Origin of the sequence: Corynebacterium sp. ACRQK, assembly GCF_022345965.1 — a bacterium.
Lineage (GTDB): Bacteria > Actinomycetota > Actinomycetes > Mycobacteriales > Mycobacteriaceae > Corynebacterium.
This window is the reverse complement of record NZ_JAKRMU010000007.1, coordinates 83,577-105,687: the sequence shown is the minus strand read 5'-3', so window position 1 is coordinate 105,687 and position 22,111 is coordinate 83,577. Positions and strand designations below refer to the sequence as shown.

Below are 22,111 nucleotides of genomic sequence, written 5' to 3'. Positions count from 1 at the left end.
AAAAAGAAAGCCCCACAGCAAAAGCCATGGAGCTCTCTGGATCTAACTATTGCGGATCGCCAATGATGACCATCGCGTTGCGCAGCACCCGGTCACCCAGGCGGTAGCCGCGGCGGAGGATGGTGGCCAGCACCTTGTCGTCGCCACTGCTCGTGTCCTGCACGGCCTCGTGGCAGTTCGGGTCGAACTCGTCGCTTTCCTCGCCGAACTTCTCCACCTTCATGGAGGCCATCACAGACTGCAGCTTGTCCGACATGGACTTCAGCGGCCCGGTCAGGTCGCCGTGCTGCTCTGCCATCTCCAGGTCGTCTAGGATCGGCAGCAGCTCGGCGGCCACCTCGGCCTTCGCGCCGGTGATCACGCTCGCGCGGTCACGCTCCACGCGGCGGCGGTAGTTGGTGTACTCCGCCGTCACGCGCTGCAGGTCCTCGGTGCGTTCGGCCAGCTCGGCTTCGATGCTGTTGTTGTCTTCGGGATTGACGCCCTCAGCATCAGCCACGGCCGCCTCACCATCAGCCAGACCCTCGTCGACACCCTGCGCCTCAGCAGCTTCCGCGGCGGCAGCTTCGGCACTTTCGGCCGAGGTTGCCTCCGGGTCAGTGTTCTCCGGGGCGCCCGGGTCCTGATTCAGATCTTCAGCCATTACTTCTTATCATCCTCTGCGGAAGTGTCCTCGTCGACAACCTCGGCGTCCACAACGTTCGGGTCATCGTTTGCGGCGGAGCCTGCGTCCGCACCAGCACCAGCACCCTCGGCGCCGGCGGCTGCCTCAGCCTCGTAGATGGCCTTGCCCATCTCCTGAGACTCGGCGTTCAGCTTCTCCACTGCATCCTTGATGGCCTCGATGTCGTCACCCTTCAAAGCCTCGTCAACAGCCTTGGCTGCTTCCTCGACCTTGTTCTGGGTGTCCTCGTCGACCTTCTCCTTGTTGTCCTCGACGAACTTGCGGGTCTGGTATGCCATGGACTCTGCGGAGTTGCGGACTTCCTGCTCCTCGCGGCGCTTCTTGTCCTCCTCTGCGTGAGTCTCGGCATCCTTGACCATGCGGTCGATCTCCTCCTGGGACAGGCCGGAGCCTTCCTGGATCTTGATCGTGTTCTCCTTGCCGGTGGCCTTGTCCTTTGCAGAGACGGAGACGATGCCGTTGGCGTCAATATCGAAGGTGACCTCGATCTGCGGAACGCCACGCGGTGCCGGAGCGATGCCCGCCAGCTCGAAGGAGCCGAGCAGCTTGTTGTGCGCAGCCATCTCGCGCTCGCCCTGGAAAACCTGGATCTGCACGCTGGGCTGGCTATCCTCAGCGGTGGTGAAGGTCTCGGAACGCTTGGTCGGGATGGTGGTGTTGCGCTCGATCAGCTTGGTCATCACGCCACCCTTGGTCTCGATACCCAGGGACAGCGGGGTGACGTCCAGCAGCAGCACGTCCTTAACCTCGCCACGCAGCACGCCGGCCTGCAGGGCAGCACCCACGGCCACGACCTCGTCCGGGTTTACACCCTTGTTGGGCTCCTTGCCGTTGGTCAGCTCGGTGACCAGCTCGGAGACGGCAACCATGCGGGTGGAGCCACCGACCAGCACAACGTGGTCGATCTCGTCCACGCTAATTTCCGCGTCCTTCAGCACTGCCTGGAACGGGGTCTTGGTGCGGTCCAGCAGATCCTGGGTGATCTTCTGGAACTCGGTGCGACTCAGGGTCTCGTCCAGGAACAGCGGGTTCTTGTCCTCGTCCACCGTGATGTACGGCAGGTTGATGGAGGCCTGCTGGGAGCTGGACAGCTCGATCTTGGCCTTCTCCGCTGCCTCGCGCAGGCGCTGTAGGGCCATCTTGTCCTTGGTCAGGTCCACGCCGTGGCTTGCCTTGAACTTGTCGGCCAGCCAGTCGACGATGCGCTGATCCCAGTCGTCGCCACCCAGCTCGTTGTCGCCGGCGGTTGCACGAACTTCAACCACGCCGTCGCCGATCTCCAGCAGGGAGACATCGAAGGTGCCACCACCCAGGTCGAATACCAGGATGGTCTGCTCCTTGTCGCCCTTCTCCAGGCCGTAGGCCAGGGCGGCTGCGGTCGGCTCGTTGACGATGCGCAGGACGTTCAGGCCGGCGATCTGGCCGGCATCCTTGGTTGCCTGGCGCTGTGCGTCGTTGAAGTAGGCGGGGACGGTAATGACTGCGTCGGTTACGTCCTCACCCAGGTAGCTCTCCGCGTCCCTCTTCAGCTTCTGCAGGGTACGGGCGGAGATCTCCGGAGCGGTGTACTCCTTGTCGTCGATGGAGACCTTCCAGTCCGTGCCCATGTGGCGCTTGACGGAGCGGATGGTGCGATCCACGTTGGCTACTGCCTGGTTCTTGGCGGACTGGCCAACCAGCACCTCGCCGTTCTTGGCGAAAGCCACGATGGACGGGGTGGTACGGGATCCCTCGGAGTTGGCGATGACCTTTGCCTCACCGCCTTCCAGTACAGACACCACAGAGTTGGTGGTGCCCAAGTCAATTCCTACTGCGCGTCCCATATCAGTTCCTCCTATTGCTTCTGGGGCGAATAAAACCTATCGAGCCTTAGTCGAGCGGACTCAACTTCGCCCGTCTCTGCCAACCAGTATCCGCGTTTTTCGCGTCTAGTCAAGCTGACTTGAGTTCGTCTCACTCAACTCGCTCACATCTCCTACAACCCATGCCTGCTCAAAGTTGTTCCCACTTCGCTCAACTTTTTTTAAAAAAGCTAGAATTGTGCCCATGTCTTTCCTCAAACGCCTGGTTGGCCGTTCTTCCGGAACAGGTAATGACGCCAGCTCCTCCACCCCTCCCACCTCAGCCGAACCACCACATTCCCTGCGCCAACACTTTGCCGTCAGTGAACGGACGGAGGGCGATTCCAGCGAGTTCACGGTCTACTCTGTGGCCCCCATGGAGTTTGGAGGCGCGGGCGACACGGGAGATTACGACCCGCACACCACAGCAATTAAGGAGCTCTCCCCCGCACAGGCAGCAACGAAGGCCGTGCTGTACGTACTGCCCGGCGGGTTTGTGAACCCGATCAAGCAACGCAACTGGGACTTCGTCGCCCAGCTGGCAGATGCGGGCGTGCGGGTGGACATCCCCCTCTACGGCCTACTGCCCGAACACAACCACGCAGAGGCGCTACCGCTAATCCGCCGCTGCTATGAGCAGCTGGTGGCAGAACATGGTGCCAAAAACATCACCATTATTGGGGATTCAGCGGGCGGCGGGTTGGCACTGTCTGCTCTCGCTACTACCCCCGAGCACACCCAACAACTAGAGCCACCGGCGCGCCTCATCTTGAATGCCCCGTGGCTGGACATGGACCTCGCCAACCCGCGCATCCCCGACTTCGAGCCGAAAGATACAATCCTCAATCCCGTGCAGCTGCGCCGCCAGGGCGCACTGTGGGCGGGGGAAATCCCCACGGAGGATCCGCGGGTGAGCCCCCTGCACCTCACCGCCGACCAGCTCCAAGCAGCTTTCGGAGGCTCCGAAGTCACCCTCTACTGCGGCGACCGCGATATTTCGCTGCCAGACGTGGAGGAGTGGGCGTCAGCAATAAAGGAACAAGGACTCGCCACGACCCTCATCGTCGCGCGTGGCGAGCAACACATGTACCACCTCGGCAACACCCGTGCGGGCAAGGCAGCGCGGCGCGAGCAGATCGAGATCGCCAGCCGCATTTAAACAACACGAATGTTGCCTATTTCGGCAGGTCAACGCCAGCTCCACCCCAGGCCAACCCGGATCTAGAAAAGTTCAAAAATAGCCCCACGCCCTGCTAATCTGCCCCAGTAAGTAATTACTTCATACATAACTGGACTTGCGAGGAGCTTCACATGGACCTGCTGGCAGCAGGGCAGGCGACGTCATCCGATATCCCCTGGGGCATCACCGTCCCACTGGGCATCATTGGCGCACTGCTATCCCTCCCCGCCTGGGTGTTCTTCATCCGCGGCGCGGCGCAGATCTTTACCACGATCCGACTGGGCCAACCGGCGCTGAAGAGGACAGATAACCCCGCCGGCCGACTGATGAACCTGATCAAGGAGATCGTCGGTCACACCAAGATGGCCAAGAAGCCAGGCGTGGCAATCGCCCACTGGCTCGTCATGGTCGGCTTCCTGCTGGGAGCCATGGTGTGGTTCGAGGCCTACATTCAGATCTTCAACCCTGAAGGCGGCTGGCCCATCATCGGTGACTGGGCCGTGTACCACTTCGTGGACGAGCTGCTGGGCCTGGGCACCGTCATCGGTATCATCACGCTGATCATCATTCGCCAGAAGATCGGCGACAAGGACAAGAAGGCCCGCTTCTACGGCTCCAACTCCGGCGCGGCTTACTTCGTTGAGGCCGTTGTGCTGATCGAGGGCCTGGGCATGATGTTCGTGAAGGCATCCAAGATCGCCACCTTCGCCAGCTACGAGGGCGGCCACGCGGCCACCGACTTCTTCACCATGCAGCTGGCCAAGTTCCTGCCGGAATCCCCGCTGCTGGTCTCCATCTTCGCGCTGATCAAGCTGCTGTCCGGCATGATCTGGCTGTTCATCGTCGGTATGAACATCAAGTGGGGCGTTGCCTGGCACCGCTTCATGGCGTTCTTCAACATCTTCCTGAAGCGCAACGCCGACGGCCGCAACGCACTGGGTGCAGCGAAGCCGCTGACCTCCGGTGGCCGCATGCTGACCATGGAAAACGCAGACCCGGAGGAAGACTCGATCGGCGTTGGCAAGATCGACGACTTCACCTGGAAGGGCTGGATGGACTTCACCTCGTGTACCGAGTGTGGCCGCTGCCAGGAGCAGTGCCCGGCTTGGAACACCGCGAAGCCGCTGAGCCCAAAGCTGCTGATCACCAACCTGCGCGACCACGCCATCGAGTCTGCGCCGTACCTGAAGGCCGCACGTAAGGACGCCGCCCACGCAGGTGGCATGTTCTCCGGTGAGGCTACCGACACTGCCGTTCTAGACGATCCTTCTGTTGACGCCCACGCGGACATGCCGTTGCTGCAGCTGGTCGCTGCGGGCGAGATGGGTGTTATCGACCCCGACGTTCTGTGGTCCTGCACCAACTGTGGTGCCTGTGTGGAGCAGTGCCCGGTGGACATCGAGCACATCGACCACATCGTCGACATGCGCCGCTACCAGGTGCTGGTTGAGTCTGACTTCCCAACCGAGCTGGGTAGCCTGTTCAAGAACCTGGAGACCAAGGGCAACCCGTGGGGCCAGAACAACAACAAGCGCTCCGACTGGATTGAGAAGGCCAAGGAAGACGGCATCGAGGTGCCGGTCTTCGGTGAGGACATCGAGAACTTCGACGACACCGAATACCTGTTCTGGGTTGGCTGTGCTGGCGTGTACGACGACAACGCTGTAAAGACCACGCGTGCCGTCGCTGACCTGCTGTACACCGCCGGCGTGAAGTACGCCGTGCTGGGCGAGGGCGAGGGCTGTACTGGTGACTCCGCCCGCCGCGCCGGTAACGAGTTCCTCTTCCAGATGCTGGCAGAGCAGAACATCGAGATGCTGGATAACGCCTTCGAGGGCGTGCCTCCGAAGCAGCGCAAGATTGTTGTTACCTGTGCGCACTGCTTCAACACCCTGCGCAACGAGTACCCGGAGCTGGGCGGTAACTACCAGGTCGTCCACCACACCCAGCTGCTGAACAAGCTGATCCGCGAGGGTCGCCTGGAGCCGGTATCTGCACCGCAGAACGGCCGTCAGGTCACCTACCACGATCCTTGCTTCCTGGGCCGCCACAACAAGGTCTTCGAGGCTCCGCGTGAGCTGATCGGCGCTTCCGGCGCCAACCTGGTGGAGATGGAGCGCAACCGCGATACCGGCTTCTGCTGTGGTGCCGGTGGTGCCCGCATGTGGATGGAAGAGGATCTGGGCGAGCGCATCAACCTGAACCGTACGGACGAGGCTCTGGCCACCGGCTCGGAAGCCATCGCTATCGGCTGCCCATTCTGTAAGACGATGATGACCGACGGTGTGAACAACCGTCAGGCCGACATCGACAACAAGCAGGACCGCACCCAGGTTCTGGATATCGCCCAGATGTTCCGCGAGTCCGTCCTGGTCGACGGCGAGCTGCCGGCACCGAAGTCTCCGGAGTTCCTGGTTGCGCCTGAGCGTGGCTGGGTAGACGAGGAGAAGCTGGCCCGCGAGGAAGCCGAGCGCAAGGCCGAAGAGGAAGCCAAGAAGAAGGCTGCCGAGGAGAAGAAGCGCAAGGCTGAAGAGGCTAAGAAGAAGAAGGAAGCTGCTGCCGCCGCTGGTGGCGCGGCTGCTGCTGGCGGCGCTGCCGCTGCGGGTGCTGCTGCGGCGCCGTCCGCACCGAGCGCACCGGCAGCTCCGGGTGCACCTAGTGCTCCGTCGGCACCTTCCGCTGGTGCACCGGCTGCCCCGGGTGCTCCGGCAGCTCCGTCGGCACCTTCCGCTGGTGCACCGGCTGCCCCGGGTGCTCCGGCCGCCCCGGGTGCCCCAGCAGCTCCGGGCGCACCTGCTGCTCCTTCTGCACCTTCCGCTGACGCTCCGGCTGCCCCGGGCGCTCCGGCAGCTCCTGGCGCACCGGCAGCGCCTGCTGCTCCGGCAGCTGAGTCCAACGAGGCTGCAGAGGCCCCGAAGGCTGAGCAGGCCGCTCCGGCGGCACCGGCTGCGCAGCCGGCTCAGGATGGTGGCCCGATCAAGCTGAACGCCACCGCTCCGGGTGCCCCGGGCGCACCGGGTGCTCCTGCCGCCCCGGCCGCAGCTCCGGCTGCCGCCGCTGGTGCAGGTGCCGCTGCAGCCGGCGCTAGCGCCGCTGCAGCCGCAGCTTCCGACGACTCGGACCAGGCAGAGGCACAGGAAGCCGCACCGGAAGAGGCTGAAACTGAGTCCGCTGAGGCTCCGCAGGCCGCTCCGGCAGCTCCAACCGCACCGGCAGCACCGGCAGAGCAGGCAGCACCGGCGGCTCAGCCCGCACAGGATGGCGGTCCGATCAAGCTGACGGCTACCACTCCGGGTGCACCGGGTGCACCGGCCCCTGCAGCTCCGGCTGCAGCTGCTGCTCCCGCTGCTGCCCCGGCAGAGGATCCGAAGGCTGAGGCTCCGACCGAAGCACCTGCTGAGGCAGAGGCTCCGACCGAGGAGCCACAAGCTGAAGTTGAGCAGACTGAGGCCGAGCAGGCTGAAGCCGAACAGGCCGAGGAGGCTCCGGCAGAAGAAGCTCCGACTCAGCCAGCACAACCGACTCAGCCAGCACAACCGGCACAGCCGGCACAGCCAACCAACGATGCCGGTCCGATTAAGCTGACCAACATCGTCCCCGGCGCTCCGGGTGCTCCTGGCGCACCAGGCGCGCAGTAAAAGCGATTAGCTCACACGCTGAATAGCGGCGGCGGATCCAGCAGAACGCTGGATTTGCCGCCGCTTTTGCTTTCAGCACCGACGTGATGTCCCAAATCTTCCACTCTTGACGCTTCTCACTGAAATGACGACATCGTCAAAATGCCCTGACCTGCACGAAAGAGATAGTTATATAAACAGAGTGGAAGATTTGAGACATCCGCCCTCCAGCCAATCCCGGGGCTGGGAATGTACCCACGGCGCGCAATATCCTAGAATGAAATCCCATAGAAAGAACCCGTGCGCACAAGCCTCACGCCCACAGACAGAGGTAGGTTTCCATGACTGACGCTGATTCGAACGACAAGAACAACCCCCTCAACTCGGGGAAGTCCGTCAGCGACGCCGAAGAAACCTCCGTAATGAAGGCTGTCACCGACTCTGACCTAAACGCCGGTAGCACGGCGGCTGGCGCGGGGTCTGGTGGCGCGGCTGCTGGCAAAGCCTCGGGCGCGGCCGCTAACCCCAATACCCCAGAAGCCCAGGAGAACCCCGCAAACCCAGCCAACCCGGAAAACCCCGAGTCCCCGGAGACCCCAGAAGACCCAGAGAACCCAGACGAGCTGGAAGAAGAAAAGCCAAAATCGGGCCTCCGAAAGTTCTTCGGGATCATGCCTTTCTGGGCCTGGGTACTCACCCTAGGCCTGATCGCCACCATCATCGTCGCCGTCGGCGCCTTCACCGCCATGCGCTCCACGGAAACCGGCGCCCCCGGAAGCTCTAGCAACACTGAGCAGCTGAAACCCTCATACCCCAAACCCACCACCACCGGAAAATACGACAAAGACGAAACGCCGCCAACCCCAGACGCGGGCCCCGGCTACGGAGGCGGCAACCAGAACTACTACGCGCCCCAGGAGCCCGTGCAGACGGAGCAGGAAACCCCCACCGAGTCCGAATCCGAATCCGAAAGCTCCGAGCCGTCTAGCAGCACGAAGCCCTCTCGCCCGCCACGCGATAACGAACCGCGCCCCAGCTCGCCAAACCGAGGCACCCCTCGCCCCGGTGGCATCGGCGGAGATGCCGGTGGCAACCCCTCCCCCGGCACCGGCAACAACGGAAACGGCACCGGCAATGGCGCTGGCAACGGTCCTGGCAATGGCGCCCCGGACGACGACGAAAACGCCGCCCCGGACGACGACTAACCCTCCCGACAGCCACACCTCGACCGTCCGAACCGCGAGGGGGCGTCAATAAAAAACTATAAAAATAGCAAGCACAGTGGCACAATGGGGAGAATGAGTACCCCCAAACGCCCAAGCGAACTGCGCACGCTGGATCAATCGACGAAGCTGCAAAACGTCCTCTACGAAATTCGCGGCCCGGTGAACACCGAGGCGGAGCGAATGGAGGCCGACGGGCACCGCATCCTGAAGCTCAACACGGGCAACCCCGCGGTGTTCGGCTTCGAGGCGCCGGATGTGATCATGCGCGACATGATCGCCGCGCTGCCGACGGCGCAGGGCTACTCCACGTCGAAGGGCATCATCAGCGCCCGCCGCGCGATTGTCTCCCGCTACGAGGTCATCCCCGGCTTCCCCCAGTTCGACGTCGAGGATGTCTACCTGGGCAATGGTGTATCCGAGCTGATCACCATGACGATGCAGGCGCTGCTCAACGACGGTGACGAGGTGCTGATCCCCTCCCCGGACTACCCGCTGTGGACCGCCTCCACCTCCCTGTCCGGCGGCCGCCCCGTGCACTACCTGTGCGATGAGGAGAACGACTGGATGCCCTCCATCGAGGACATCAAGGCGAAGGTCACGGAGCGCACGAAGGCCATCGTGGTCATTAACCCGAATAACCCGACGGGCGCGGTGTACTCCCGTGAGATCCTGCAGCAGATCGTGGACGTGGCGCGCGAGCACTCCCTGCTGATCCTGGCCGACGAGATCTACGACAAGATCCTGTACGACGGAGCCCAGCACATCAACATTGCGTCCCTGTGCCCGGACCTGCTGTGCATCACCTACAACGGCCTGTCGAAGGCGTACCGCGTGGCGGGTTACCGTTCGGGCTGGATGGTGGTTACTGGCCCGAAGGGGCATGCGAAGGGCTTCATCGAGGGTGTGAATGTGCTGGCGGGCACGCGCCTGTGCCCGAATGTGCCGGCGCAGCATGCGATCCAGGTGGCTATTTCCGGCCGCCAGTCCATCGACGATTTGGTGCTGCCGGGTGGGCGCCTGCTGGAGCAGCGCAACGCCGCTTACGAGGCGCTGAACGAGATCCCGGGCGTGAGCTGCGTGAAGCCGATGGGTGCGCTGTATGCCTTCCCGCGCCTGGATCCGAATGTGCACGAGATCCACGACGACGAGCAGTTCATGTTCGACCTGCTGCGTTCGGAGAAGATCCACCTGGTGCAGGGCACGGGCTTTAACTGGCCGACCCCGGACCACTTCCGCATGGTCACTCTGCCGTGGGCTCGTGACCTACGCACCGCGATCGAGCGCTTGGGTAACTTCCTGGCTAGCTACCGGCAATAGCTGTTACAGGCTGGCGCCCCAGCTAGTTCTGGAAGTTCAGGTAGGCCTTGGAGGGGGTCGGGCCGCGCTGCCCCTGGTACTTGGAGCCCAGGGCGCCACTGCCGTAGGGGGCTTCCGCCGGGCTAGTCATGGTGAAAAGTGCCAGCTGGCCGATCTTCATGCCCGGGTAGAGGGCGATGGGCAGGTTGGCGGTGTTGGAAAGCTCCAGGGTGATGTGCCCGGTGAAGCCCGGGTCGATGAACCCGGCCGTGGAGTGCGTGAGCAGGCCCAGGCGGCCCAGGGAGGACTTGCCCTCTAGGCGGCCGGCCAGGTGGGCGGGAATGCCGAAGCATTCCAGGGTCGCGCCCAAGACGAACTCGCCGGGGTGCAGGATGAAGGCCTCGTCGTCGGGGACTTCCACCAGGGTGGTGAGTTCCTCTTGCGGCTGCTTCGGGTCGATGTGCGTGTACTTGGAGTTATTGAACACGCGGAACAGGCCGTCGAGGCGCACGTCGATGCTGGATGGCTGGACCATCTGATCGTCGTGGGGGTCGATCGTCAGCTCGCCGGAGTTGATGGCGGCACGGATATCTCGGTCTGAAAGTAACACGCTCTATAGCCTAGCGGGTGTGGGGCTGTGCGCAGCCAGCTAGCCGTGTACTAACCCCGGCCCAGCGCCAGGAAGTTCCAGCCCGCGGCCTCCCATTCCTTGCGCGGCAGACAGTTGCGGCCGTCCAGCACGGTGGAATTGTCACCGGCCACGAGCTTGCGGGCGGCTACCGGGTCGAGCTCCTGGAATTGCTTCCACTCGGTTGCCACGATTACGATCTCCGCGCCTTCGAGTGCTTCCTCTACGTTCGGCGCGTAGGTCAGCGTGGGGAAGATCTTCGCTGCGTTCTCCATACCCTGCGGGTCGTACACGGTCACGTTCGCGCCGCTCAGAGAGAGTGAGCCGGCCACGGCCAGGGCCGGCGAATCGCGCACATCGTCGCTGTTGGGCTTGAAGGCCGCACCGAGAACCGTCACGTTCCGGCCGATCAGGGAGCCGCCCAGCGTTTCGCGCGCCAGCTCTACTGTCTTCTCGCGGCGGCGCATATTGATGGCGTCCACCTCACGAAGGAACGTCAGCGCCTGGTCCGCGCCGAGCTCACCTGCGCGCGCCATGAACGCGCGAATATCCTTCGGCAGGCAACCGCCGCCGAAGCCCAGGCCGGCGCCGAGGAATTTGCGCCCGATGCGCTCGTCCATGCCAATCGCGTCGGCGAGTGCGGTGACGTCCGCGCCGACGATCTCGCACAGCTCCGAGACCGCGTTGATGAAGGAGATCTTGGTGGCCAGGAAGGCGTTCGCGGAGACCTTGACCAGCTCCGCGGTCGGCAAGTCCATGACCAGGAAGGGCGTGCCTTCCTCGAGTGCGGGGGCGTAGATCTCGCGGGCGAGGTCCTCTACCCGCTGCTGCTCGGCGCGGTCGTCGCTGTTGGAGCTATCGCCGCCGAGGCCGAGGACGATGCGGTCGGGGTGCAGCGTGTCCTTCACCGCGTGGCCTTCGCGCAGGAACTCGGGGTTCCACGCGATGGTGAGTCGGGCATTGTTTGGGGACGCCGCCACGATCTCATCCGCCTTCTGCTGCAGCTCGTGCGCAGTGCCGACCGGGACGGTGGACTTGCCGAAGATGGTGTGATTGCCCTTGGCTAGTGGGGCAAGCGTTTCGATGACGGCATTTACATAGGTGGTGTCCGCGGCATAGGAGCCCTTGCGTTGCGGGGTACCCACGCCGATGAAGTGGACATCGGCGAACTCAGCGGCTTCGGCGTAGTCGGTGGTGAAGCGCAGGCGGCCGGCTTCGATGTTGCGGGTGAGGATCTCCGGCAGGCCGGGCTCGAAGAAGGGGACGCGCCCTTCTGAGAGAGCTTGGATTTTCTCCGGGTCAACATCGACTCCGAGTACGTCGTGGCCCATTTCGGCCATACAGGCGGCGTGGGTTGCGCCGAGGTATCCCGTTCCAAAGACTGTCATACGCATAGCAGGCAAATCTACAATTGACAGGTGAACAGGAAGTGACCTTCAGGTGATCTTGCGGGCAGTTCTAGGTTAACGGGGTTTAAGTGCGGGTGAACGAAAACTGAGGTGGGACTGTGCGCCGAATAGTCGCGCCTTCCCTCAGATTCTAAGAATCTCGAGCAGACACACCCCTTTCACCCCCTTAATTCACCCCCTAATGTGAAGCAGGCACAAAGAGTTCATATCGACATAACTTTATGCATATACCTGGGGGAATGACGTGGGATTCAGAAAAAGTTCCCAAGGACTTTACCGTAAGTGACACATATCACCAAGAAGGACGCTCCCCTACTTAGCGAAATCCTAAATTCCCTGTTAAGGTTGCTATCTGTTAGGACTTGCCAGCGTTTCAACAGCTTCGTAGCCGGAATCTCTCATGGAAAAGTGAGCGGCGATCAAGGAGCCAAGAGAAACTTAAGTGAAGTCCTTGACTTCGAACCACTCACACTTACAGAAAGGCATTTCAGATGCGTAAGTTCCGCAACGCAGCTCTGGCTGTTGCTACTGCTACCACCGTTGCCATCTCCGGCGTTTCCGTTGCTTCCGCTCAGGAGAACCAGAACGACACCCCGGCTTCGTCCCTCTCCGGCTCCTCCGACCTGAAGGAGAAGCTGGGCTGGTGGGATGACTTCACCGGTGACCAGGTCGGTAACTGGCTGAACCCGAAGTACGACGGCGAGGACAAGAATGACCTGCCTCTGTGGACCAAGATCTTCGTCGGTGGTGGCATCGCTGCTGCAGCTGCTTCCGTCCTGGGCCTGATCGTTGCTCCGGCCTACAACTTCCTGAAGTACAACGGCTTCCTGGGCTAATCCAGAGCTGCAGTTTTCTTACATCACACGATTTCTAAGGAAAAGGATTCCTAACATGAAGAACTTCCGCAAGGCCGCTCTGGCCATCGCCACCGCTTCCTCCGTTGCACTGGCTGGCACCGCTGTTGCTTCCGCTGAGACGCACCAGAACCTGTCCCCGATCTACGGCTCCTCCGCTGAGGCTAACGAGAACGTCGGCAAGGCGCTGAACACCGGCGACAAGGTTCACGGCGCTAACCTGTGGGGCCCGGAGCAGATTGACAACCAGCCTGGCTGGTGGATCCTGACCAAGACCCTGACCTTCACCGCTGTTGTTGGCGCTATCGCTGGTGTTGGCATCGCCATCGGCAACTACCTGAAGAACCAGGGCATCATCATCTAAGACCTGTTAGAGCTTTAAGCTCCGGGCTTTGGTAGCCAAAGGGGGCGGGAACGGATATTCGTTCCCGCCCCCTTTTCGCATGTGTACAACACCTGTTGGGCGCGCGCTGCTCCGCGCGCCAGGCCTAGGGCCAGTCAACTAGCCCCTACTTACAGCTCACGATCGGCTGCGGGTCGTAGACCGTGCGCTGGGTCTCGCGGGAAAGCTCCTTGCCCTTCAGGTCCTTCACCACGCGAGTGTCGGTGATGGTGAAGCCCGGCGCGCCGGAGGATGGCGAGCAGTCGTCACCGTCCAGTTCCATCTTCTTCGGCGAGGTCGGATTGGTGCGCTCGCCCGGGATCGATTCCACATCCACCTGCTTCACACCGTGCAGACGCACAGTGATGGAATCCCCGCTCACGTCCGTGGTGATGCGCACCGGCGTATCGAACGGGTTCTTAAACTTCAGGTCGATCGCACCCTCATACACGGTCGCCTCACGGCCGGCCGGGTAGCGGGAGATGTAATAGGAGTGCGGGGTGTGCGCCACGTCCTCCATGCCCGCGAAGTACGAGGCGTTGTACAGCGTAGTTGCGAACTGCGAAATACCACCGCCGACCGCCTTGCCGGCGTGGCCATCGATAATAATGCCGGACTCCACAAAGCCCTGCGCAGTACCGCGCGGGCCGGTGTGACCATCTAGAGAGAACGTCTCCCCCGGCAGCACAATCGCGCCATTCACCATCTCCGCCACGCGGCGAATGTTGGTACCCGAAGGGCCGCTGAAACCGCCAGTGGTGAAGGTGCCCACAACATCGTCAAAGTGGGCCTTCTTCGCCTGCTCGGTTGTGTACTCGGCCTTCTTGTCCTCGTACACAACCTCGTGGTCGCGCTTCTTCTTATCCAGCGCCTTGGCTTGCAGGTCGCCTAGCGTTTCCTTCCACTTAATGATCACACCATCCTTGGAAGGCACCACAGTGATGTCATCGCCGTGGAATTCGAAGCTCGCGTCGCGGTACTCCACCTCAGTGCTGGAAAGCTGCTCGCTCAGGATCTCCTGCGCCTTCTCCGTGTTCCACTCCGGCATGAACTCGCCACCGTCTACCTTGAAGGTCAGGATTTCGTGCCAGTTCTGCGGAGTGATCACACCATCGACCTTGTCGCGTCCGTGGAACACCAGGTTCTTCGCCGTCGCCGGCTTTACGTACTGCTTAGCGGCGCGCTCGGCGGCGTCCTTATCCGCATCCGCCGGGGTGATCGTGGCCTCCACGTTCACGCGCCCATCGGTGTTCAGCCAGTTTTCCCTCACCTCGGTATCCAGCAGCGCCCGATCCACGGTCTGCCCCGGCTTGTCCTCCTTAACATCCGCCTTGCCGTCAGCACCGACGGACAACTTGGCGTTTTCCGCGTCGCGGGTAAGCTCCCGCTCCACACGGCTCAGGGAACGGTTCAGCCCCTCGTCCGTAATCTTCGAGATAATGCCCACTTCGCGGGTCTCGAAGAAGGAACGGATGCGAGTGATCGGGTTCAGCGGCTGCTGGCCCGCCTGGTCCACCGTGGCACCCCAGTCCACCTGCATGCCGGACTTGGCGGGCTCGATGGTGGAGCTCATGTTGCCCGCCAGAACCGTCACCGGCTGGCGGGTGCGTTCGCCCAAGTCATTGCGCAGTCGCTGCTCCGCCTGGGATTTATCCACACCACTGATGTCCACGCCACCGACGGTCACGCCGCGCGGCACCTTGCCCTCACTCATGGCCAGATCCACGCCGTAGAGGAGACCCCCCAGGCCGATCAAGCCGACGAAGAACCACGCCCACCACGGAATGCCGCGGCGCTTGCGTGGCTTGACGGGCCGACGGCTCCGGTTAGTCTGATCCTGAGAATTCACGCAGGTTAGTGTATCGCGAATCCCCCGAACAGGGAATTCTTTTACTCCGTTACACAGGTGCGATTCACAGAATCGCGCACATGATCCTCAGGGATCCGCCCTTCGTCGATCGCCACGCGGATGGCCTCCACCACATCGGGAATCTCCACGGCTCCCGCTGCGGCAAGCGCCACGTCCGCTCCCGCCTCCAGTGCGGCCACGGCTGCCTCCGGGCCGGGGTAACGATCCGTCACGGCCTTCATGCCCGTTAGGTCGTCGGTGTAGATCACGCCGTCGAAACCTGGGGCGTCATGCCTCGGACCATAACCGCCCTCCCGCAGCAGCCTGTAGGCCGCAGGGTTCACCGAGGACGGCAAAGACTCACCCAATCCCGGCACCTCCACGTGGCCAACCATCACGGCCATGCCCTCAACATCCACCAGCTCGCGGAAAGGCAGCAGGTCGTTGCCCTGCATCTGCTCCAGCGGCGGGGTGGTCACGGCACCCATGTGCGAATCACCCGTGGCGTGGCCGTGACCCGGGAAGTGCTTCAGCACTGGGGTCACTCCCGCCTGCTGCAAGCCCTCCGAGTAGGCGCGCGCGTAATCCGCCGCCACCTTCGGGTCGGCGCTAAACGAGCGCGAGCCGATCGCGTTATCGGAAACCTCCTGACCGCCGGCCAGGTCCACCACCGGCGCGAAGTCCACGGTGATTCCCAAGTCGCGGACCTTCTTGCCGTGTTCGGCCATGAGGTCGCGCACCTCCTCGGGGCTCATCGTCTCCGCCATCTGCTGCGCACTCGGCAGCTCACCGACGATCTCGGAAAGGCGCTGCACCAGCCCGCCTTCCTCGTCCACGCTCACGGTCAGCGGTTCGCCCGCGCGTTCCTCGAGCGCTGCCAGGCTACGCGCGGGATCGCCCTGCCCATTCAGAATGGATTTATCGGTCTGCGAGCCAATGAAGAGGTGGCGCACACCTTCGTCGACGGCTTGTTCTGCTGATTCGTAGGTGGTGACGCCCACAGCAAGCATCCGGCCAGCCATCTCCCTAGGTGCCTTACCTTCCACCTGGGCACACGCCTGCCGGTTCTCCGCTGGGGGCGCGCTGGATTCGGCAGCGTCGGAGCTTTCGGAGCTGGGTGCGGCGGAAGTGGCTGCGGATGTGGAGGTATCGGCTGGCTGGTCAGTGGGCGTCGATAAGGAACAAGCGCTAGAGGCAACAACAAGAACGAAACCTAAAGCGCCAGCGGCTACATGTCTACGGGGCATAGTATTAACGTAGTAACAAACGCAACAAGCAGTGCACCAATCGTGCAATGCCTCTGAGTTGCCACCGAAGTGCCCACCGAGGAGCGATACACATGACCGAGCAGGCAGAACAAGCCCAGCAAGCACACCAGCCGGCTTTCGACGCGAGCGGCGATACCGTCCTGATCGCCTACGACGGCTCCGCCGAAGCCCACGGCGCTGTGGAGCACGCCGGACGCTTCCTGTCCGCCAAGAACGCCTACATTCTGACCGTGTGGGAGCCGATCCACCGCCAGGCTGCGCGCGCGGCGGGCATGAGCGGCATGATGCAGCACGATTGGTCCAACGAAACCGGCGAGCAGCCGGAGGACGACGATCCGGCGTACGCAGAGGCCGTGAACATCTGCAACGAGGGCGTGGATCTGGCCAACTCCCATGGTTTTGTTACCGAACCCTTTCTGGTAGAGTCCGGAACAGCTATTTGGAGCGCCATTGTTGACGCGGCCGATGAACTGGACGTGGATCTGATCGTCGCAGGCACTCGCGCGCTATCGGGTTGGAAGTCTTTCCTACAGTCCAGCGTGTCGGAGAGCATCATCAAGAACGCCGGTCGTCCCGTGCTCATCGTCCCGCCGATCGAAGATGAGGACTAGTTTTCCCAAACGAAGGTCTGCTGGCGTTTGATTGGGTACGATCTACAAGAAGCTAGTACGCTAAAACCACAACAATCCCACTAGGAACAGGAATTAACATGGCTAACGAAACTGCCTCTAACCGTCGCGGCCTGGGCGCACTGGTCGCCTCCGCAGTTGCAGGCCTGGTCCTGGGCGGCGCCGCAACTTTCGGCGCTGGCGCAATGGCCGATACCACTGAACTGCCCACCGACGAACAGATCGCCGTGAACCAGGACAACGCCTTCCTGGGCGCCGTCCAGTACGGCGGCCGCATTTCCGAATAAAGGCGCACCATCACGTGCCAACCACGGCGCATCGCCCCCTTTCTCGCCGCGCTTGGGTGTATAGCACCCTCGCGTGGTTTCTTTTCGCATTCCTACAATCCCCCGGGCTGACCTCAGCCGACACGAAGCTGGACCTCACGGCCAGCCCCTGGGGATTCCTCCGCCAAGCGTTATACCCCTGGACGGATACCTTCCCGCTGGGGCAGCTGCAGAACCAGGCCTACGGGTACCTGTTCCCGCACGGCCTGTTCTTCGCGATATTCTCTTTCCTGCCCGATTGGGTCACTCAGCGCCTCTGGTGGGGGCTGCTGCTGGCTCTCGCATTCGCCGGCACGGTTCTGCTGCTGCAGCGGCTAAGCATCGGCAGCCGCAGCTCGTGCGTGATCGCCGGCATTCTCTTTGCGCTCTCCCCGCGGATCCTCACCACGCTCGGGGCCATTAGCTCCGAGGCGTGGGTATGCGCGCTGGTGCCGTGGGTACTACTACCCGTGGCGAGCGCGGCGATGCTGGCGCGGAATGCTGCTGGCTCTCGCGCAGGTAACCGTAGCTGGCCCGACCGTCGCACACGCTCCTACCTGGCTAAATACGCCCTGCTGAGCGCCCTGGCTGTACTGTGCCTGGGCGCGGTGAACGCCATCGCCACCGCCGTGGCCATCCTGCCCGCCGTGATCTTCTGGCTGGGTATGTGCATCCGCCGCCCGCGCGTGGGCCTGTACTTCGCGCTGTGGTGGGTGCCCGCAGGCCTGCTGGCCACCTTCTGGTGGATCGGCCCACTGCTCCTGCTGGGCAAATACTCCCCGCCGTTCACGGACTACATCGAGTCCGCATCCCTAACCACCAACTGGATGAACCTCGCGGAGATCCTGCGCGGCACCACCAGCTGGACTCCCTTCCTCTCCGCCGAGCGCCAGGGCGGCTACGAGTTGGTCGGCGAGCCCGTCTTCGTCGCCGGAACCCTGCTGGTGGCATTCCTAGGCTTGTGGGGGCTCACCCGCCCGCAGCTGCCATTCGCTCGCCGCTGGCTGACGATCCTGCTGGTGGGCGTGGCCGCGATGGTCTTTGCCACCGCCCCGATCTCCCCGCTGGCCTCCTGGGGGCGGGAGTTCCTGGACGGCGCGGGCGCCCCGCTGCGCAACCTGCACAAGTTCGACCCTCTGGTGCGGTTGGCGCTGGTTGTGGGCATCGCCCACGGCCTGGCGCGCCTACCCTGGCCGGGGTTTAGCCGCGAGCGCTGGGCGCGGTGGCTCCACCCGGAGAAGCACGCGGAGGTCCCCCGCGCCATTGCCATCTGCCTGCTAGTCGTCGTGGTCACCGCCACGGGCTGGTCCGGGCGCATCGCCGCCGCGGACGCCTACCGGAGCGTGCCCGACTACTGGACCGAGGCCGCGGACTGGCTGAACTCGGAAGTCGCCAAGGAAGCAGGGGAAACCCACGCCCCCGCCCGCACCATGATCCTCCCCAAGGCGCGCTTTGCTCGCCAGACCTGGGGAAACACCCGCGACGAACCCGCCCAGCCCCTGTTGGACGTGCCGTGGGTCGTGCGCGACTCCGTGCCGCTAGTGCAGCCCGAGGCCATCCGCGGCCTCGACGGCGTGCAGCGGGAGCTGGAAGCCGGCACCGCCAGCCCCTCCCTCGCCGCCGCACTGTGGCAGCAGGGCGTGGGCTACCTGGCACTACGCTACGACCTGACCACCGCCGCCGACACCCCCGGCGCCAAGCGGATCGAACGCACCCTCGAACGCTCCGGAGGTTTCAGCAAGGCCGCCGCCTTCGGCGACGACGAGCAGGTGCGGATCTATCGGGTCGATCCTGTTGCTTCTGACACTGCGGGCACTGAGGGTACTGTGGGCACTGCGGGTGACCTGCGGATTATTGACGCCGAACGCCTCGACGTCTCCCATTCCAGCGCCGAATCCCTCCCCCGCCTGGCAGCGGCGGACGCGGCCCTGGGTAGGCAGGGTGCGGCGCGGGCGCGTGTGGGGGCGTCACAAGGCAAAGAACTAGAGCTACCCGCACAGACGGTGACGGACACGCCCGCGCTGCGCGACCACAACTACGGCAACGTAGTGGGCGCGGACAGCGAGATCCGCAGCGAAGACGACCCGGTGCAGGTGCTGAACCCGGTGCGCGACTACCCCGTGCGCGATGCGGACGGGCAGGAGGTTCCGCCGGAGCAGATGACGCACGTGGAAGGCCGCGGCGAGGTGCGGGTCTCCTCCACCGCCGCGGACCCGACGAGCTTCGGCGGAGCGGAAACGTACTCTTCCGCAACCTCCGCGGTGGATGGTTCGCACAGGACAGCATGGCGGCCGACGGTCGGCAACGCGGCGGGGCAGTACATCGAGTTCCGCATGGACGAGGCATACAACAGGCTGGGCCTGCATTTGGAAATTCAGGGCCGGCCTACGCGTGTGCAGGTGACGACGTACCTGCAGGGGAAAATCGTGTCGGGCACGTCGGCAACCCTTAAGACCGGCGAGACCAACAAAGTGAAGGTTCCCGCCGGGCGGGCCGATGCGATCCGCATGACGATCGTGGGCTCCTTCGGCGACTTCGGCGTGGCCGAGGCGAAGGTACTGGCCGATGGAGAGAAGGATGTCACGCCGCGGCGCGTGCCGACGGTGCCCCCGGTGGATGGCGGCGACGCTCCACAGGCCAACGCGGGGTCGACCGCAGGATCAACACTGAACCGGTGGGTATTCGGCCAGGAAATCAACGAATCCGTCATGCTGCGCGGCTTCGAGGTGCCGGAAGCAATTGGCAACGGCCCGGGCGAGCTGCCGGTTGTGGTGCACACCTCCGAATGTGCCCGCGAGAACCAGGCGCCCGTGACCATCGACGGCAAGGACTATACCTGCGGCGACACCCTGAACCTGTCCGCGGGCAAGCACGTGCTGTCCACCACGGCGCGCTGGGTGGCGCTCTCCGTCGCCGAGCCGCTGTTCGGTGCTGCCGTGCGGGAAATCCCGGCGGCACAGCCGGTGGAGCAGGCCAGGCCGCGAGAGCAGCTGGCGCCCGGCGAACAATCCACCCGCCTGGAGGCCTCGGATAAGAAGCGCGTGCTGTTCAGCCCCTCACAGGCGAACCCTGGGCGCATCGCCACGCTGGAAGAAGGCGGCGAAACCACGCAGCTCACGCCGATCACGGTGAATGGCTGGCAGCAAGGGTGGCTCGTCCCGGAGGGCAAGGCCGGGCTGGTCACCATCCACTTTGAGGGCACGAAACTATACCGCGCGTGGCTGGCCATCGGCCTAATGGCGGCGCTGGTGCTGGTGGGACTGTGCGTCTTCGTGGTGCGGCGGACCCGCCGGATGTCGGCGCTGCCGGATAGTACGGCGGCAGCGATAGCTGAGACAGCGGCAGCAGACAAGGCCCAGGCTACAGAGCACACCCCACGGAGCCGTGCCTTCCGCCGCGCCATTCTGGCGGGCAAAACCATCACCGGGGCGGCCGCGTTTTTGGCACTGCTACTCTGCATCCGCGGCGCCTGGGGCAGCGGAAACTACTACGCGGGCGGGTTCGTGGTGAACGGCGCGCTCGCCGTCGTGCTGCTGGCCGTGGTGGTCTCTGTCTTGGCTACTGCAGCCTCTGCAGCGCGAGCCCCGCGCTTGGCATCCCGAACCGAGCGCCACCAGGAATTAATAGCCCGGCGCGCGGGCTCCTCCACAAAGGAGTAGCTCAGCGCGGCCACCGGCACGCTCAGCACAAACGTAGCCACCAGCACCAGGGCGGTGTGCCCGCTGAACAGTGGCACGCCCAGCAGCGGAAACACCAGCGATAGCAGCGACATGTGCCACAGGAAGATCGCATACGACCAGCGGCCCAGCGCCTGCATCAGTGCCGACTCCAAGAACCTCGACCGCGGCGCCAGCGTATAAGGAACGATCAGCGCGGCAGCGAACACCAGGCCATATAGCGTCCGGCGGGCGAACTCCGCCGGCGCCGCGTGCGTCAGGCCCTCCGGCCCGTCCGAGGCCGCGACCGCCAGCGCACCGATAGCCAGCAACCAGAACCCCCAGCGAAACTTCGCTACAAATCGCACCTCCGGCAGCTGGTACCGGGCGTCAATACCCTCGGCCCCGTCCTTACCCGTGCGCGCGTAAGCACGATCCTGCACGATAGACTCCAGCTCCGCGCCGAGCAGCCCCACCCCAAACCACGCGATAAACGCAGGTGGCATGATGTGCGGGTTCAAACCACCCGGCGCCGGGGACTCGGCGAAGGCGGGGATGAAGGCCCAGCCGAAACTCGCCGCCGCCACTACAACGATCCACACGATGCGCCATTTTCTTTCTCGACGCCCCCACGCCACCGCAATCACAGGCAGCACCAGGTAGAAAGCCATCTCTACGCACAAGCTCCACAGGTGGGTCAGCCCGCCGATCAGCCCACCGTCGACGTAGATCTGCACCATGATGACGTTCGAGATCATCTGCCACACCGTCGGCGCTCCCGCAACCGGGAAGAACAACAGCACAACCGCGACGGTAACCAGGTAGGCCGGGAAGATGCGCCCCAGGCGCTTCACGTAGTAACCCGCCAAGGTCAGCAGATTGTCCTGCGAGGTAGATACCGCAAAGTCCGCGCGGTGGCGGCGCCACAGCAGAAACCCGGAAAGAGCGAAGAACACGGGCACAAAGAAGTCCGTGCGCGCCATCATGCGGTTCAGCAGGTTCCCCGTATCCGCGCCGGTTTGGAACGCAACGTGGGTGATGATAATGCCGGAACAGGCAATCGCGCGCAGCCCCTCCAGTGCAGGCAGAAAGGGCGCGGGCCGGGCTGTGACTTTTTTCGTGCTCATCAGGATCAGCCTAACCGACCTGTACGCGAAAACACCCCCGACGATTTTTCTCGAAAAATATTCTAAATCTACGAAGTATCTAGTTTTGATTGGCTAAAGTATTGGAAGCTTTAAGGGCTAAATGTAGTCACCAGATAAATTTCAACCGATTTCAACAGA

At 63.4% G+C, this 22,111-nt stretch carries 15 protein-coding genes and 1 pseudogene; 9 read left to right on the top strand and 7 right to left on the bottom strand.

The window, feature by feature from the left end; genetic code table 11:
* Positions 1-46: 46 nt before the first annotated feature.
* Both grpE and dnaK read right to left on the bottom strand, forming a co-directional pair.
* Positions 47-643 carry a nucleotide exchange factor GrpE gene (grpE, locus tag MHX63_RS08725; protein WP_239388172.1) on the bottom strand — a complete coding sequence of 199 codons (597 nt, stop codon included), beginning with the start codon at positions 641-643 and terminating at the stop codon, positions 47-49.
* Positions 643-2,508 carry a molecular chaperone DnaK gene (gene dnaK / locus MHX63_RS08720; protein ID WP_239388171.1) on the bottom strand — a complete coding sequence of 622 codons (1,866 nt, stop codon included), beginning with the start codon at positions 2,506-2,508 and terminating at the stop codon, positions 643-645. Before dnaK ends, grpE begins: the two co-directional genes overlap by 1 nt.
* 223 nt (positions 2,509-2,731) lie before the next feature.
* On the opposite strand from dnaK, the gene MHX63_RS08715 reads away from it, so the two are divergent.
* From MHX63_RS08715 to MHX63_RS08700, 4 genes are all read left to right on the top strand, one after another.
* Positions 2,732-3,685, top strand: a complete 954-nt coding sequence (locus MHX63_RS08715; protein WP_239388170.1) for an alpha/beta hydrolase — start codon at positions 2,732-2,734, stop codon at positions 3,683-3,685.
* Between the two features lie 152 nt (positions 3,686-3,837).
* Positions 3,838-7,344 (top strand): (Fe-S)-binding protein, encoded by a 3,507-nt coding sequence (locus MHX63_RS08710; protein ID WP_239388169.1) that lies wholly within the window; start codon positions 3,838-3,840, stop codon positions 7,342-7,344.
* Positions 7,345-7,664: 320 nt separating this feature from the next.
* Positions 7,665-8,528: a hypothetical protein gene (locus MHX63_RS08705; RefSeq protein ID WP_239388168.1), complete on the top strand. Its 864-nt coding sequence runs from the start codon at positions 7,665-7,667 to the stop codon at positions 8,526-8,528.
* Positions 8,529-8,621: 93 nt separating this feature from the next.
* A complete protein-coding gene (locus MHX63_RS08700; protein ID WP_304504262.1) occupies positions 8,622-9,866 on the top strand; it encodes a pyridoxal phosphate-dependent aminotransferase in 1,245 nt (414 codons plus the stop codon).
* Positions 9,867-9,888: 22 nt separating this feature from the next.
* On the opposite strand, the gene dcd is transcribed toward MHX63_RS08700, so the two are convergent.
* Both dcd and MHX63_RS08690 read right to left on the bottom strand, forming a co-directional pair.
* The gene (gene dcd / locus MHX63_RS08695; RefSeq protein WP_034984458.1) at positions 9,889-10,455 is read right to left on the bottom strand and encodes a dCTP deaminase; all 567 of its coding nucleotides are present in this window, start codon (positions 10,453-10,455) and stop codon (positions 9,889-9,891) included.
* A 50-nt stretch (positions 10,456-10,505) separates the two neighbouring features.
* On the bottom strand, positions 10,506-11,867 hold the full coding sequence (locus MHX63_RS08690) for a UDP-glucose/GDP-mannose dehydrogenase family protein (RefSeq protein ID WP_239388167.1): 1,362 nt from the start codon (positions 11,865-11,867) through the stop codon (positions 10,506-10,508).
* Between the two features lie 506 nt (positions 11,868-12,373).
* Here MHX63_RS08690 and MHX63_RS08685 point away from each other — a divergent pair.
* Both MHX63_RS08685 and MHX63_RS08680 read left to right on the top strand, forming a co-directional pair.
* Positions 12,374-12,718: a hypothetical protein gene (locus MHX63_RS08685; RefSeq protein ID WP_239388166.1), complete on the top strand. Its 345-nt coding sequence runs from the start codon at positions 12,374-12,376 to the stop codon at positions 12,716-12,718.
* A 55-nt stretch (positions 12,719-12,773) separates the two neighbouring features.
* Positions 12,774-13,100: a hypothetical protein gene (locus MHX63_RS08680; RefSeq protein ID WP_239388165.1), complete on the top strand. Its 327-nt coding sequence runs from the start codon at positions 12,774-12,776 to the stop codon at positions 13,098-13,100.
* A gap of 145 nt (positions 13,101-13,245) precedes the next feature.
* Here MHX63_RS08680 and MHX63_RS08675 read toward each other — a convergent pair whose 3' ends face one another.
* Together MHX63_RS08675 and MHX63_RS08670 are read right to left on the bottom strand one after the other, a co-directional pair.
* Positions 13,246-14,967 (bottom strand): VanW family protein, encoded by a 1,722-nt coding sequence (locus MHX63_RS08675; RefSeq protein WP_239388164.1) that lies wholly within the window; start codon positions 14,965-14,967, stop codon positions 13,246-13,248.
* 41 nt (positions 14,968-15,008) lie between these two features.
* A complete protein-coding gene (locus MHX63_RS08670; RefSeq protein ID WP_239388163.1) occupies positions 15,009-16,214 on the bottom strand; it encodes a glycoside hydrolase family 3 N-terminal domain-containing protein in 1,206 nt (401 codons plus the stop codon).
* 92 nt (positions 16,215-16,306) lie between these two features.
* On the opposite strand from MHX63_RS08670, the gene MHX63_RS08665 reads away from it, so the two are divergent.
* The 3 genes and pseudogenes from MHX63_RS08665 to MHX63_RS08655 form a co-directional block, all read left to right on the top strand.
* Positions 16,307-16,846 carry a universal stress protein gene (locus MHX63_RS08665; protein WP_239388162.1) on the top strand — a complete coding sequence of 180 codons (540 nt, stop codon included), beginning with the start codon at positions 16,307-16,309 and terminating at the stop codon, positions 16,844-16,846.
* Between the two features lie 98 nt (positions 16,847-16,944).
* Positions 16,945-17,151 (top strand): DUF2613 domain-containing protein, encoded by a 207-nt coding sequence (locus tag MHX63_RS08660; RefSeq protein WP_005297166.1) that lies wholly within the window; start codon positions 16,945-16,947, stop codon positions 17,149-17,151.
* Between the two features lie 14 nt (positions 17,152-17,165).
* Positions 17,166-19,265 (top strand): annotated as a pseudogene (locus MHX63_RS08655) (DUF3367 domain-containing protein); the annotation flags it as partial.
* A gap of 1,391 nt (positions 19,266-20,656) precedes the next feature.
* Here the strand turns inward: MHX63_RS08655 and MHX63_RS08650 are convergent.
* Complete coding sequence (locus tag MHX63_RS08650) at positions 20,657-21,952, bottom strand: acyltransferase (protein WP_239388161.1); 1,296 nt, start codon at positions 21,950-21,952, stop codon at positions 20,657-20,659.
* Between the last annotated feature and the right edge of the window lie 159 nt (positions 21,953-22,111).